The 13,930-nt window shown below is 69.3% G+C and carries 15 protein-coding genes; 5 read left to right on the top strand and 10 right to left on the bottom strand.

Annotated elements, in window-relative coordinates:
• Positions 1 to 38 precede the first annotated feature (38 nt).
• Together TBR22_RS23890 and TBR22_RS23885 are read left to right on the top strand one after the other, a co-directional pair.
• The gene (locus TBR22_RS23890) at positions 39 to 623 is read left to right on the top strand and encodes a hypothetical protein (RefSeq protein ID WP_239490348.1); all 585 of its coding nucleotides are present in this window, start codon (positions 39 to 41) and stop codon (positions 621 to 623) included.
• A gap of 266 nt (positions 624 to 889) precedes the next feature.
• Entirely contained in the window at positions 890 to 1,411 is a 522-nt protein-coding gene (locus tag TBR22_RS23885) for a TraR/DksA C4-type zinc finger protein (RefSeq protein ID WP_239490347.1), read from the top strand.
• Positions 1,412 to 1,545: 134 nt separating this feature from the next.
• On the opposite strand, the gene TBR22_RS23880 is transcribed toward TBR22_RS23885, so the two are convergent.
• From TBR22_RS23880 to ileS, 5 genes are all read right to left on the bottom strand, one after another.
• On the bottom strand, positions 1,546 to 2,058 hold the full coding sequence (locus tag TBR22_RS23880; RefSeq protein WP_239490346.1) for an NUDIX hydrolase: 513 nt from the start codon (positions 2,056 to 2,058) through the stop codon (positions 1,546 to 1,548).
• 72 nt (positions 2,059 to 2,130) lie between these two features.
• A complete protein-coding gene (locus TBR22_RS23875) occupies positions 2,131 to 3,150 on the bottom strand; it encodes an RluA family pseudouridine synthase (protein ID WP_239490345.1) in 1,020 nt (339 codons plus the stop codon).
• Between the two features lie 5 nt (positions 3,151 to 3,155).
• On the bottom strand, positions 3,156 to 3,971 hold the full coding sequence (gene lgt, locus TBR22_RS23870; RefSeq protein ID WP_239490344.1) for a prolipoprotein diacylglyceryl transferase: 816 nt from the start codon (positions 3,969 to 3,971) through the stop codon (positions 3,156 to 3,158).
• Complete coding sequence (gene lspA, locus TBR22_RS23865) at positions 3,952 to 4,530, bottom strand: signal peptidase II (RefSeq protein ID WP_239490343.1); 579 nt, start codon at positions 4,528 to 4,530, stop codon at positions 3,952 to 3,954. The genes lgt and lspA overlap by 20 nt, the downstream gene beginning before the upstream one ends.
• Positions 4,527 to 7,358 carry an isoleucine--tRNA ligase gene (ileS, locus tag TBR22_RS23860; RefSeq protein WP_239490342.1) on the bottom strand — a complete coding sequence of 944 codons (2,832 nt, stop codon included), beginning with the start codon at positions 7,356 to 7,358 and terminating at the stop codon, positions 4,527 to 4,529. Before ileS ends, lspA begins: the two co-directional genes overlap by 4 nt.
• A 161-nt stretch (positions 7,359 to 7,519) precedes the next feature.
• Here ileS and TBR22_RS23855 point away from each other — a divergent pair, with 161 nt between their 5' ends.
• Positions 7,520 to 7,864: a histidine triad nucleotide-binding protein gene (locus TBR22_RS23855; protein WP_239490341.1), complete on the top strand. Its 345-nt coding sequence runs from the start codon at positions 7,520 to 7,522 to the stop codon at positions 7,862 to 7,864.
• Positions 7,865 to 7,987: 123 nt separating this feature from the next.
• Here the strand turns inward: TBR22_RS23855 and prmC are convergent, their stop codons facing one another.
• From prmC to thiD, 5 genes are all read right to left on the bottom strand, one after another.
• Entirely contained in the window at positions 7,988 to 8,848 is an 861-nt protein-coding gene (gene prmC / locus TBR22_RS23850) for a peptide chain release factor N(5)-glutamine methyltransferase (RefSeq protein WP_255665389.1), read from the bottom strand.
• Entirely contained in the window at positions 8,845 to 9,930 is a 1,086-nt protein-coding gene (prfA, locus tag TBR22_RS23845; protein WP_239490340.1) for a peptide chain release factor 1, read from the bottom strand. Before prfA ends, prmC begins: the two co-directional genes overlap by 4 nt.
• Before the next feature lie 119 nt (positions 9,931 to 10,049).
• Positions 10,050 to 10,283: a MoaD/ThiS family protein gene (locus TBR22_RS23840; RefSeq protein ID WP_239490339.1), complete on the bottom strand. Its 234-nt coding sequence runs from the start codon at positions 10,281 to 10,283 to the stop codon at positions 10,050 to 10,052.
• Positions 10,280 to 10,786 carry a molybdenum cofactor biosynthesis protein MoaE gene (locus tag TBR22_RS23835; protein WP_239490338.1) on the bottom strand — a complete coding sequence of 169 codons (507 nt, stop codon included), beginning with the start codon at positions 10,784 to 10,786 and terminating at the stop codon, positions 10,280 to 10,282. The genes TBR22_RS23840 and TBR22_RS23835 overlap by 4 nt, the downstream gene beginning before the upstream one ends.
• Before the next feature lie 138 nt (positions 10,787 to 10,924).
• A complete protein-coding gene (thiD, locus tag TBR22_RS23830; protein ID WP_239490337.1) occupies positions 10,925 to 11,713 on the bottom strand; it encodes a bifunctional hydroxymethylpyrimidine kinase/phosphomethylpyrimidine kinase in 789 nt (262 codons plus the stop codon).
• Between the two features lie 18 nt (positions 11,714 to 11,731).
• Here thiD and TBR22_RS23825 point away from each other — a divergent pair, with 18 nt between their 5' ends.
• Positions 11,732 to 12,337 (top strand): biotin transporter BioY, encoded by a 606-nt coding sequence (locus tag TBR22_RS23825; protein ID WP_239490336.1) that lies wholly within the window; start codon positions 11,732 to 11,734, stop codon positions 12,335 to 12,337.
• A 187-nt stretch (positions 12,338 to 12,524) separates the two neighbouring features.
• Positions 12,525 to 13,925, top strand: coding sequence for a pitrilysin family protein (locus tag TBR22_RS23820; RefSeq protein WP_239490335.1), 1,401 nt, complete (start codon positions 12,525 to 12,527; stop codon positions 13,923 to 13,925).
• The last annotated feature ends 5 nt before the right edge of the window (positions 13,926 to 13,930 follow it).

Raw genomic sequence — 13,930 nt, 5'->3', positions numbered from 1 at the left:
GCCAGCTCGCAGGCCCGCCAGCCGGGAGGGTCTGCGCCATGTCGGTGATTGCACGCGCATCGCTCGTGGAGTACTTCAAGGATCAGGTGGAGGGCGCCCTCGCCCAGCAGCAGGTGCCGGCCAGCGGCGACACCGCCCACTACGTCGTCCAACTCCTCGTCGACACCCTGCGTCACGACTCGTCCAGTCGAGCCGTTGCCCTGCTCGATGGCCGCCCCCTTGCGCTGCGGCTCGCCGACGCCATGGACGAGCGGTGTCCGGCCCCGGGGCGCGCCCTTCGCGACGTGGCCGACGCGGCCCTGCTGCTTGGCGGCTACTTCGCCCCGCATGCGTCGGACCGGGCCCTGCCCCCCACCTACTATCGACAGGTGGGCGGGTTTGCCTACGGCGCGCTGGGACGGGAGTCGGTCGTGCTCGGCCCCATCTTCCGGGATCTGGCCGAACGGTTCAGCCAGTACGCCGATGCCCTCGGCGAAGTCGGCAGGCGCGCCGAGATGCAGACCCCCGCCGGGCTCGTCCGCGCCCTCGAACTCTGGTCGCGGTCACGCGACCGCGTGACCGAGCGGCTGCTCGTCGAACGAGGGGTGGTCCTGCCGCGCCGTCGACGCGCCAGCGTGCAGTAAGGCCACGCAGACGTCGGGATGCGCCACCGGGCCACCCGCCCCAGGGCCGGGTGGGGCAGGGCTGCGGCCTGTCGTTCAGCGCAGAACCATCTCGGACGCCGGGGCGTCTAACTCGCTGTACTGCCGAGACCGCGCTCCGGCCCTGTCGTCGATGTGCGGAGGCAAATCGCCTTGTATCAATCGCTTGCGGCGGGGGCGGGGCCTGGAGGGGTCTCGTCGAGAGTCGTCTCCTCCCCTACCGACGCGACGTAGCATTTGCGGCCGACATGGCCGTGGCACGAGGCGTGCTTAGTCAATCGGCACTTGAGACGAACCGAAAGGAGCGTGGACAGGCCATGAAGTCGACCCGAACGTCCACTCGCACCATCAATACAGACCGTCACGCAGAGCTTCGCCGCATTCTCGAGCACCGCAGGCTCGAGCTCGGCAGGGAGCTGCGCCGCCACATCCACGACGTCAGGGCCATCGGCCCCACCGACCAGGCGCAAGGGGTCGTGGATGCCGAAGAGGCCTCGGTGTCCGACATCCAGGAGGACATCGAGATCGCCCTCCTCCAGATGAAGACCGAGACCCTCAATCGCGTCAACGAGGCGATTGGACGGCTCGAGGCGGGCAGCTACGGTTTCTGCTACGAATGCGGGGACGAGATCTCCGAGGCGCGCCTGCGCGCGCTGCCCTTCGCGCTCCGCTGCAAGGATTGCGAAGAGGAACGTGAGCAGGCCGAGGCGCGCGACAAGTTCTTCGCCCGCCGCGGCACCGCCGCCGCCATCATGGACATCGCGAGCTGATCGCGAACACCACTGCCTGAAGACGACGAGCCGCTGCAGTCATCTGCAGCGGCTCGTTGTCTTTTATCGGCAGTCGGCAGTCGGCAGTCGGCAGTCGGCAGTCGGCAGTCGGCAGTGTCCTGAGCCCTGAGCCCCTACAGCCACTGCAGCGCGGCGACGGTCTTCATGTCGGTGATCTCGCCAGCGGCGACGGCCGCCCGCAACTCATCCAGCGTGAAGACCCGCGGCTCGATGTGCTCGTCGTCATCCTGGGCCGCTGCCTCGTCGGGCACGTAGAGCCCGGTCAGCTTGTAGAAGTGCATCACCTCGGTCGTGTATCCCGGCGACGGATACAGCGACGCGATGCGCACCGCCTGCCTGGCCTTCTGGCCGATCTCCTCGTGACACTCCCTGAGGGCGGCCTCGTCGGGCGCTTCGTCCGGGTCCAGGCTGCCGGCCGGCAGCTCCCACACGTGCTGGCCTATCGCGTGGCGATACTGCCTGATCAGGATCAGGGAGGTCTCGTCGGGCATCGGGATCAACACCACCGAGCCGCGGTGCCGCACGATGTCCATGGTGGTCTCGACGCCATGCGGCAGGCGCACGCGATCCTTGGTGACGGTGAAGACGCGCCCGGTGTATTCGAGCGAAGAGGACAGTTCAGTCATGGATCTCGTGGCGCGACCAGCCTCGCGCATTCGCGGCCCGGTGCCCGGTGCCCGGTCCCCAGTTCCCGGTCATCATGGATTCTGCAGCGTCTTGTACCCGAACTTCGCCACCGCGGCATCGAGTTGCTCGAGCACCAGCGTGAGGTCCTCGGCAAGGGGCGCCTCGAACTCCATGCGGCGCCGCTCGGTCGGGTGCGTGAAGACCAACCGCTCGGCGTGCAGGAACGGCCGCTGCAGCGACGACAGCGCCTTGAGGTGCGGCGCGATGCGGCGAGGGATCCCGCCGTAGGTCGCATCGCCGCACACCGGGTGGCCGATCGAGCTGAGGTGCACGCGGATCTGGTGCGTGCGGCCCGTGTGGATGGCCACCCGAATCAAGGACACGCCGGGCAGGTGGAGCGCCCACGTGACGCGCGTGACCGCGGCGCGCGAACGCCGGGCGCGCGTCGTCATCTTCTGTCGATCGTTGGGGTCGCGGCCGATGGGCGCCTCGATGCGCCGGCCGTTGTGCACCAGCCCCCACACCAGGGCGACGTACTCCTTCTCGACCTCGCGGTCGTGGAACTGCCGCGCCAGCTCCTGGTGCGCCTGGTCGGTCTTGGCGACGACCATGACGCCGGACGTCCCCTTGTCGAGCCGGTGCACGATGCCGGGACGCGCGCCGCCAGCCACGCCGCTGAGTTCCTGCGCGTGGTGCAGCAAGGCATTCACGAGCGTGCCGCTGGCATGTCCGGCGGCCGGGTGGACCACCATGCCCGCCGGTTTGTTGACCACGATCACGTGGTCGTCCTCGAACAGGATGTCGAGCGGGATGTCCTCCGCCACGGCATCGGACGGCGCGGCATCGGGCACCTGCACCACGAGGGTGGTGCCGGCAGCCAGCACCTCACTGGACTTGGCGAGCACCCGATCGCCGATCCGCACCTGTCCGTCCTTGATCAGACGCTGCACCTGCGAGCGGGAGAGACCCGGGAGCAGGGCAGCGAGCGCCTGGTCGGCGCGCTGGCCGGCCTCGTCCTCGCCGATCACGAGCGTCACGGGGTCGCCTTCACCCGCCTCGACGGCCTCGTCCTCGAACTCCTCGTCGTGCATGGCGGTCAGGCCCGGGCCGCGCGGGCGCGCGGCGCAGCGGGTTTGGCGTCGGCCGGCGCGCGCGAGAGCCAGTACAACATCACCAGGCTCAGCGGCACGATCAGCAACGAGATGAACTGCGACGTGGACAGGCCGTCCACCACCATGCCGCGCGGGTCGCCGCGGAAGAACTCGATCACGAACCGCGACAGGCCGTACACCAGCATGTACCCCCAGAAGGTCCGCCCGTGGAAGGGACGGCCCTTGTTCTCGAGGCCCAGAATCAGGGCCAGGATGATGGCCTCGGCGCCTGCCTCGTACAGTTGCGTGGGGTGCAACGGCACGCCGAGCGGCGTACCGACGTTCTCCAGCGCCAGCGGGTTGGTGAAGGTGACCGCCCATGGCACGGTGGTCTCGTGCCCGTAACAGCACCCGGCGAGGAAGCAGCCCATCCTGCCGACGACGTGGCCGAATGCGATGCCCGGGGCGATGACATCGGCGATGCGCCAGGTGGGCAACTGGTGCTTGCGCACGTACCACAGGCCGACGAGCACCGCGAGGATGAGCCCGCCATAGAAGACGCCGCCCGACCGCGCGAGCGACAGCAGGTCGGCCGGTTCACGCAGGAAGTGGTCGGCATCGACCAGCACCAGCAGCAGCTTGGCGCCGACCAGCGCGCTCACGATGATGTAGATGCCGAGGTCCATCACGCGCGCCGGGTCGAGCCCGCGGGCCTTGGCGCGGATCAGCGACAGCTGCAGCCCGCCGAGGTAGGCCGCTGCCAGCAGCACGCCGTACGAGTAGACGGTCAGTGGCCCCAGATCAAGCAGCTTCGGGAACATGGCGCCTCGAGAAGAGCGTGTCGGCGGCGAACAGGACGGCACCGATCGTGATGGCGGCGTCGGCGACGTTGAAGGCCCAGAAATGCCATGCCCCCGCGTAGACGTCGACGAAATCGATCACGTAGCCGAGGGTGACGCGATCGATCAGGTTGCCGACGGCGCCGGCGACGATCAGCACGAACCCGTAGCGAGCCGGCCAGGCGTCCCCTGCGAACTTCTGCGCGTACCAGAGGATGCCAATCAACGCGACGAGCGCCAGCCCGGCGACGATCAGTGGCTTGTACGCGAAGTCACTCGCGTTCAGCATGCCGAATGCCGCGCCGGTGTTGCGGACGTACGTGAGGTTCAGCACCCCGGGGATCACCGTGACCGTGGCGTGCAGCGGGATGCGCTGCAGCACCAGCAGCTTGGTCAACTGGTCCGCGACCACGAGCAACGCGGTGAGCCAGATCTCGGGCCGCGCCCAGGCGGGCCGGGCGCGCGTACCCCGAGCGGAGCCGACGGAGGCAGCCGGCCCTGCCTGGGCCCGCGCCGACCCCGCCGGGGTGCGGTCGCTCATGCGGGCACGACTCCGGCCAGGCCGAGCGCCTCGGCGCACCGGCCGCAGAGGCCTTCCGTGTCGGCGGTCGTGCTGACGGCCGGCACGTAGCGCCAGCACCGCTGGCACTTCTCGCCACCGACGCGCGACACCGACACCACCAACGAATCCGGCGCCTGGCCGGCCGGCGCCGTCGTCACGGTGGCCTCGCTGACGATGCAGAAGGCGGCGACCTCGTCGGGCGTGAGCCCGGCGAGCGCGTCCGCGAAGCGGCCGGTGCCCGACAGGGTGATGGCGGCCTCGAGCGACGTGCCGATCACCTTGGCCTGCCGCTGCTCCTCGAGCTTCGCGTTCACCACGTCGCGCAACTCGAGGCGGGTCGCGTACCGCGCCACCAGCGCCTCGTCGCGCCAGGCGTCGACGCCCTCCGGGAACAGCGCGACGTGCACCGAGGCCTCGCGCGACCCTCCACCTTCGCCAAGGCTACGGTGGACAGGGGGCAGCACGCGCCACAGTTCGTCGGCGGTCACCGGCAGGATCGGCGCGAGCAGCCGCGCCAGGCCGTCGGCCATCAGGTACATCGCCGTCTGCGCCGAGCGTCGCGCCTTCGAGGCGGCGCCGAACGTGTACAGCCGGTCCTTGGACACGTCGAAGTAGAAGGCGCTCAGGTCGACCACGGTCAGCCGGTTCACCTCGTGGAAGATCGTCTGGAAGTCGAACCGTTCGTACGCCGCCCGCATCTTCGTCGCCGCGTCGGCGTAGCGCGCCAGCGCGTAGCGGTCGACCTCGAGCATCTCCGCGTGGGGCACCAGGTCGGTGGCCGGATCGAAGTCGTACATGTTGGCCGCGAGGTACCGCACCGTGTTGCGGATCTTGCGGTAGGCCTCCACGGTGCGCGCCAGGATCTGCTTGCCGAGGCGCACTTCCTCCGTGTAGTCGACCATCGCGACCCACAGCCGGAGCACCTCGGCGCCGCTCTGCTCGATGACCTGCTGCGGGACGACGTTGTTGCCCCGCGACTTGGACATCTTCCGGCCCTCTTCGTCGACGACGAAGCCGTGCGTGATCACTGACCGATAGGGCGCCTGCCCGCGCGTGCCGAGGGCGACCAGCAGCGAGCTGTGGAACCAGCCGCGGTACTGGTCGCTGCCCTCGAGGTACATGTCGGCGGGCCACTGCAGCTCGGGGCGCACCGCGAGCACGCCCTCGTGGCTGGTGCCCGAGTCGAACCACACGTCGAGGATGTCGCGCTCGCGCTCGAACTCGGTGCCGCCGCAGTGCGCACACGTCAAGCCAGCCGGCAGGAACTCCTCGATGGGCCGCTCGTACCACGCGTCGGCGCCGTGCTCGAGGAACACCGCCGCGGCGCGATCGGTGAGCTCGGTCGTGAGCACCGACTCGCGGCACGTGGTGCACGTGACCGCGGGGATCGGCACGCCCCAGGCGCGCTGGCGCGAGATGCACCAGTCGGGGCGGTTGGCGAGCATGTTGTGGATGCGCTCCTCGCCCCAGGCCGGCAGCCACTCGACGCCCTTGATGGCCTCGAGCGCCTTCTCCCGGTACCCGTCGTGGTCCATCTCGATGAACCACTGCGGCGTCGCCAGGAAGATCAGCGGCTTGTGGCAGCGCCAGCAGTGCGGGTAGCTGTGCTCGTACTTCTCGGTGAACCACAGCGCACCGCGTTCACGCAGCGCCTCGACCACCTTCGGGTTGGCGTCCCACACCTTCACGCCCGCGAACAGCTCCACGTCGGCGAGGAACTCGCCCGAGGGGCCGATCGGCGCGTATGTGTCGAGGCCGTAGCGCTGCCCGGTGTTGAAGTCGTCGGCGCCATGGCCCGGCGCCGTGTGCACCGCGCCCGTGCCCTGCTCGAGCGTCACGTAGTCGGCCAGCACGCCGAGCGACTCGCGGTCGTACAGCGGGTGCCGGAAGCGGATGCGATCGAAGACCTCGCCCTTCATCCGCGCGACCGGCGTTCCCGGCGTGCGCCCGGCCTTGGCAAACGTCGCCTCGGCCAGCGCCTCGGCCACGACGACCAGGCGGCCGTCGACGTCGTACGCGGCGTAGTCGAAGCCGGGCTGGAACGCGATCCCGAGGTTCGACGGGATGGTCCATGGGGTCGTCGTCCAGATCAGCACCGACACGTCGCGACCGGCGAGCGCCGGCACGCGCGCGGCGAGCGCGTCGGCGTCACGCGCGTCGAGCTTGAACTCGACGTAGATCGACGGCGACGTGTGCTGCTCGTACTCGACCTCGGCCTCGGCCAGCGCCGTGCGGTCGGAGATGCACCAGTAGACCGGCTTCTTGCCCTTGTAGACGAGGCCTTCCTCGACGCACCGGCCGAGGGCGCGGACGATCGCCGCCTGGTACTCGTACTGCATCGTCAGGTACGGGTGGTCCCAGTCGCCGAACACGGCGAGGCGCCTGAAGTCGGCGCACTGCTCCTTGACGTGCCGCTCGGCATACGCCCGGCACGCGCGTCGGATGTCGGCCAGGCTCATGTCGCGCTTCTTCGCGCCGAGCTCCTTGTCGACCTGCAACTCGATCGGCAGGCCGTGGCAGTCCCAACCCGGCACGTACGGCGCGTCGAAGCCGGCCATCGACTTCGACTTGACGACGAAGTCCTTCAGGATCTTGTTGAGGGCGTGGCCGATGTGGATCTGTCCGTTGGCGTACGGCGGGCCGTCGTGCAGGACGTACTTCGGCCGCCCGGCGCGGGCCTGCGCAATCTGCCCGTACAGGTCCATCGCCTCCCAGCGGGCAATCGCCGCAGGTTCTGCGACCTGCAGGTTGGCCTTCATCGGGAAGTCGGTACGGGGCAGGTTGACGGAGTTTTTCCAGTCGGCCATGAACTGTTCATTGTAGCCGGCAGTCGGCAGTCGGCAGTCAGTCGTGTCCTGCCCTGCGCGCGACCCTCCGACGCGGTTCGCGGAGTCCCGGCGGGCGACAGCCGGCGTGCTCGAGTGGGACTGCCCACCGCCGACTGCCGACTGCCGGCTAGAATCCCCCCATGTCCAGCTGCCTGTTCTGTCGCATCTCGGCCGGCGAGATTCCGGCGAAGGTGATCTACCAGGACGCCGACCTCGTGGCGTTCGAGGACATCAACCCGCAGGCGCCGCTGCACTGCCTCGTCATCCCGCGGCGGCACATCGCCACCCTGAACGACCTGACGCCGGAGGATGCGGTGCTGGTCGGGCAGATGCAGTACCGCGCCGCCCAGATCGCGCGCGAGCGCGGCTACGCCGATGGCGGCTTCCGGACGGTGGTCAACTGCAATCCGGACGCCGGCCAGACGGTGTTCCACATCCACCTGCACCTGCTGGCCGGCCGACGGCTGGGGTGGCCGCCGGGCTGATCACGGCAATTTGAAATTCGAAATTCGAAATTCTCGTGGGGCGCGGCTTCGCCGGCGCCCCTCGGGAAGCCTCGAGCGGCACGGCCGCCAGGCCGGCCGCCAATCAATTTCAAATTCCAAATGTCAGATTGCGCGCGAAGCGACCAGGGTGCGCGCGATGCCCTGCAGGTCGTGCTTGATGTCCACCACCTGCAGGCCCGCGTCGGTTGCCGCCGCGCAGACGACGTCTTCCTGGCCGTAGCCGAACTCCATCACGAACAGGCCACCAGGCCTGAGGCGGGGAGCGGCCTCCGCCATGAGCCGCCGGGGAATCTCCATCCCGTCGTCGCCGCCGAAGAGCGCGACGTGCGGCTCGTGATCGCGGACGGTGGGGTGGACCCCGGCCGCGTCGCGCAGCGGGACGTAGGGCGGGTTGGACACGATCGCGTCGAACAGGCCCATGGTCGGGGCCAGCAGGTCGCCCTGCAGGAACGTCACACGCTCGCGCACCCCGAGCGCCTCGGCGTTACGTTGCGCCACGCGCAGGGCGTCGCCCGACACGTCCACGGCCTCGACGTGCCAGGCCGGACGCTCGGCGGCCAGCGTCACCGCGATGGCGCCGCTGCCGGTCCCCACGTCCACCACCCGCACGAACGCATCGGCGGGCAAGGCGGCCAGGACGGCGTCGACGGCCAGTTCCGTCTCGGGACGGGGAATCAGCACCGCCGGCGAGACGCGGAAGGGGCGGCCGTAGAACTCGCGGCTCCCGACGATGTAGGCGACCGGTTCGTTGAGGCTGCGCCGGGTGATCAGGCGGTCGTAGGCCTCGAGGAAGGCGTCCGACACCGCCTCGTCGGGACGGGTGATGAGCGCCGTGCGGTCCCAGCCGAGCAGGTGCAACGCGAGGACCTCGGCATCGATGCGGGCGTGGGCCTCGTCGAAGCCGACGCCGAGCAGGCGCTGCCGCGCCCGGCCGACCGCGTCACGGAGCGTGGCGCCGCTCAGGCGTCCACCGCTTCCGTCCGGCTCGCGTCCTTGAGCAGCTCCGATCGGTAGAACGTCGTCACCTGGTCGATGAGCTCGGAGAGGTCGCCGTCCATGGCGGCCGACAGCTGGTGGGTCGTGAAGTTGATGCGGTGGTCGGTGATGCGGCTCTGGGGGAAGTTGTAGGTCCGGATCTTCTCCGAGCGCTCGCCGGTGCCCACCTGGCTCTTGCGGTCCTTGGCGATGGCGTCCTGCTGCTTGCGCATCTCCATCTCGTACAGGCGCGACCGCAGCACCTTCATCGCCTTCGCCTTGTTCTTGATCTGCGACTTCTCGTCCTGCTGCGACACCACGACGCCGGTGGGGATGTGCGTGATGCGCACCGCGGAGTAGGTCGTGTTCACCGACTGTCCGCCCGGGCCGCTCGAGCAGAACGTGTCGATGCGCAGGTCCTTGTCGTGGATCACGACGTCGACGTCCTCGGCCTCGGGTAGCACCGCCACGGTCGCCGTCGACGTGTGGATGCGGCCCGCCGCTTCGGTCGCCGGCACGCGCTGGACGCGATGGACCCCGCTCTCGTACTTGAGGTGGCTGTAGACCTGCTTGCCCTCGATGGTGGCGATGCCTTCCTTCATGCCGCCGGCATCGGCCTCGCTGGTCGACATCACCTCGAACTTCCAGCCCTGCCGCTCGGCGAACCGCGCGTACATGCGGAACAGTTCGGCGGCAAACAACGCCGCCTCCTCGCCGCCCGTGCCGGCCCGCACTTCGAGGACGACGTTCTTGGCGTCGTTGGGATCCTTCGGGATGAGCAGGAACTTGACGTGCTCGAGCAGCTTGCCGTGCTGGGGCTCGAGGTCGGCGAGTTCTTCTTTGGCCAAGGCCGCCATGTCCGCATCGCCACCGGAGGCGAGTTCGCGGGCCTGCGCCAACTGCTCCTCCAGCGACTTGAGGGAGCGGTACGCGTCCACCAACTCCTGCAGTTCCGACAGGGTCTTGGTGTGCGTCCGGTACGCCTGCGCGTCGGCCTGCACCGCCGGGTCGGCGATCAGGCCCATCAGGTAGTTGTATTGCGCCTCGACGGACGCGAGCTTGTCCAACATAAGAAAGGCTCAGGGCTCAAGGCTCAGGGCTGAGGGCTCCCGGCACAGGGCTTGGAACAGACGGCTCAAGGCCCAGGGCTCAGAGCATGCTGCGGCTTGCCCCCAACCCCCAGCCCCAACTACCCCCCGCTCACAGGGGGCAGGAACGCAATCTCGTCGCCGTCGTTCACCGGCGTCGTCATCCGCGCGTACTGCGCGTTGACGGCGCATGACAGGCTGCCGGCGTACGGCTCGAGGGCCGGCCACTCGGCCACGAGTGCCTGCCACACGTCGGCCACCGTGGGCGCCGCGGGGCGGGCCAGTTCCTCGGCGCCCGCTATCTCGCGCAAGCGCGCGAACAGGCGCACCGTCACGCCCACGCCCGCCTCCACGCTTCGGCCAGCGGCTCCGGGTCGTCGGGGTGCACCGTTGCACCCTCGACCCACGAGGCGCCGTCCATCAGGTGCTCCCGCTTCCAGACCGGCGCGATCTGCTTCACCCGCTCGATGGCGAAGCGCGACGCGGCATACGCCTCGGCCCGGTGCGCCGCCACGGCCGCGATGACGATCGACGGCTCGCCGACCTCCAGCGTGCCCACCCGGTGGTGCAGGCAGATCTCCACGCCCGGGATGCGGTCGGCCGCCTCGCGGGCGATCCGCTCGAACGAGGCAACCGCCAGCGGCTCGTAGGCCTCGTAGGTCAGGGCGCGGACGTCCTGTCCCTGGTGCCGGCCTCGTACCACGCCCACGAACAGGATGAGTGCGCCGGGGCCCTCGGCATCGGCCTCGCGTGCCCGGTCGGCGTGGCGGACTTGCGCCAGCGCCGAGATCCCGGCGACGTCGAGCGGTGCGCTGGTGATCGCGAAGGGCAGCAACATCTCAGTATACGACCCTGGCAATTTGAAATTTGAAATTCGGAATTCCCGCGGCGCGGGCCTTTGGCCCCGCGCCCTCGGGACGCCACGCACGAGCGAAGGCCGGAAGGCCGAGCCGCCGGAATTTCAAATTTTCAAATCTCAAATTGCCCGGTTCCAGAAGTGCGCCACCGGTCCCGCGCCGTGGCCGATGCCGGGGGCGTGGCGGATCGCGCCATCCAGATAGGCTCGCGACCGCCGGAACGCATCGGGCAGTGAATGCCCCAGCGCCAGGTGCGCGGCGATGGCCGCCGCGAAGGTACACCCGGTGCCGTGGGTGTGGCGGGTGGCGTGGCGGGGGCCGCGGACTTCGTGGAAGTCGGTCCCGTCGAACAGCACATCGACAACGTCTGGCGTCTCGAGGTGCCCGCCCTTGACGATCACGGCGGCCGGTCCCATGTCATGGAGCCGGCGGGCCGCGTCCCGTGCGTCGGCCGGGGTCCGGACGGGGTGGCCGGTGAGCACTTCGGCCTCGGGGCCGTTCGGCGTCACCACCGCCGCCAGCGGCAGCAGGTGCCTCACCAACCCCTGCACCGCGTCGTCGCTCAACAATCGGTCGCGGCTCTTGGCGACCATCACCGGGTCGACGACCAGGGGAATTGCCGGCCAGTCACGGAGGGTCGCAGCGACGGTCTCGACGACGTCATGGGTGCCGAGCATTCCGGTCTTGATCGCGCCTGCGCCGATATCCTCAATTACTGCAAGTATTTGCGCAGATACCATGGAAGGCGACAGGATCTCGACGGCGCGCACGCCCCTGGTGTTCTGGGCCGTGATGGCCGTGAGGGCGGACGTGCCGAAGACGCCCAGCGCCTCGAACGTCTTGATGTCGGCCTGGATGCCGGCGCCCCCGCCGGAGTCGCTGCCCGCGATTGTCAGTGCCGTGACCATGCCGTAAGATCCCCACCCATGTACGCAGCCAGCCGGATGCCACTCGGCTTCCTTGCCGGAACCACTCTCTTCGACGTTCTCTCCGACCGCAGCTCCTCGCGTCTCCTGCGTGGGGCCGTCGTCGTCGCTGCCACGGCCGCCACGGCCATGGCGGCGCAGTTCAGCATACCGTTCGACCCGATTCCCTTCACGCTGCAGCCCATGGTGGTCCTGCTGGCCGCGGCGGCGTTGGGGTCGCGCCTCGGCGCGTATGCGCAGGTGCTCTACCTGATCGCCGGTGTGGCGGGCCTGCCCGTGTTCGCCGCGTCGCCGACCCTGCCGGCCGGGTTCGCCCGCCTGCTCGGGCCGACGGGCGGGTTCCTGCTCGCCTATCCCGCCGCGGCCTGGCTCACCGGGATGCTCGCGGAGCGCCGCTTCGACCGCCGCTACTTCACCTCGTTCCTGGCGATGCTCGCCGGCCTCGTGGTGGTGTACGCGGGTGGCGTCGCCGGCCTGTCGGCCACCCTGGGCGTCGACGCCGCGACGTCGGCGGCGACACCGTTTGCGATCGCCGACCTGCTGAAGCTGGTGCTGGCCGCCGGCGTGCTCCCGTCGGTGTGGCAACTGGTCGCCCGTACGCGCTAGACGGCAGGCGCCTTTCGTCCCTTGCAAGGGCGTTCTTCCCCGGGAGGACGCCCTTTTTGCGTGTGGCGGCCACGGCCGTCCCTCCAGCCCGGCCATTGGTCACATCCGAACGCGCGCGCCTGTCCAGCCGTAGTGTGATCTGGTGCTGATGGCGCGCCCGACCCTGACCGCCATCGTTGGAGGACGCATGTTCACACGTCTGCTGGCCACGGCCAGCCTGGCCCTGACGGCGACGATGGTCGCGGCGGCCGCGACGCCGGCGCTGGCGCAGCCGGCCGCGTCGTCGACGTACAACGTCCCGGTCACCTACTACACGCTGCCCAATGGCCTGAAGGTGGTGCTCTCGCGCGACACCACGGCTCCGACCGTGGTCGTCGCCGTGTACTACCGCATCGGCTTCCGCGTGGAGCCGAAGGACCGCACCGGGTTCGCGCACCTGTTCGAGCACATGATGTTCCAGGGCTCGGCCAACCTCGGGAAGATGGAGTTCATCCGCCTCGTGCAGCGCAGCGGGGGAATCCTGAACGGGTCCACCCGCTTCGACTTCACGAACTACTTCGAGGTGCTGCCGGCCCATGCGCTCGAGACGGCGCTGTGGGCCGAGGCCGACCGGATGCGTGGTCTCGACATCACTCAGGACAACCTCACCAACCAGCAGGGCGTGGTCAGCAACGAGGTGAAGGTCAACGTGCTGAACCAGCCCTATGGCGGGTTCCCGTGGCTCGACCTGCCGCAGTACGCCAACACCAACTGGTACAACGCCCACAACTTCTATGGCGACCTGAAGGATCTCGAGGCGGCCACGCTGAAGGACGTGCAGGACTTCTTCCGCACCTACTACGCGCCGGCCAATGCCGTCCTGGTGGTCTACGGCGACTTCGAGGAGTCGAAGGCGCGGGCGCTGATCGACACGCACTTCGGCCCGATCACGGGGCCGAAGCCGTCGGCGCAGCCCGACCTGACCGAGCCGCGCCAGCGCGCGGAGAAGCGCTTCACCAAGAAGGACGCCCTGGCGCGCAAGCCCGCGCTGGCCTTCGGCTACCACATGCCGGCGCGCAACACGCCCGAGTTCTACGCGATGGGCCTGCTCGACCAGATCCTGCTGCAGGGCGAGGACAGCCTGCTGCACCAGGAACTCGTCAAGAAGAAGGGCTACGCCGGCAGCATCGACGGCGGCATCAACCTGCTCGGCAACATGTTCAACTACGCCGGCCCGATGCTCTGGCTGGGCTCCTTGATCCATGAGCCGACCCACAAGGCCGACGAGATCCTCGAGAGTCTCGACGCCGCGATCGCCCGCCTCCAGGACAAGCCCCTGGATCAGGCCACCGTCGATCGCGCGCTCGTCAAGCTGCGGTCGTCGCTGTACGACTCGCTGACGGAGCTGAACGGCTTCGGCGCGGCGGACCTGCTCGCCTCGTTCGCGCTCTTCGACGATGATCCGGCGCGGATCAACGGCCTCGAAGCGGAGTTCCGGAAGGTCACACCGGCCCTGCTGCAGAAGACCGCGCGGGAGTACCTGCGCCGCACCAATCGCACCGTGCTCCTCGTGGAGCCGGGCCAGGCGGCCGCGGCCGCCCAGGAGTGAACGCC

The organism is Luteitalea sp. TBR-22 (genome assembly GCF_016865485.1).
Taxonomy (GTDB): domain Bacteria; phylum Acidobacteriota; class Vicinamibacteria; order Vicinamibacterales; family Vicinamibacteraceae; genus Luteitalea.
This window is presented reverse-complemented; position numbering and strand designations above follow the sequence as displayed.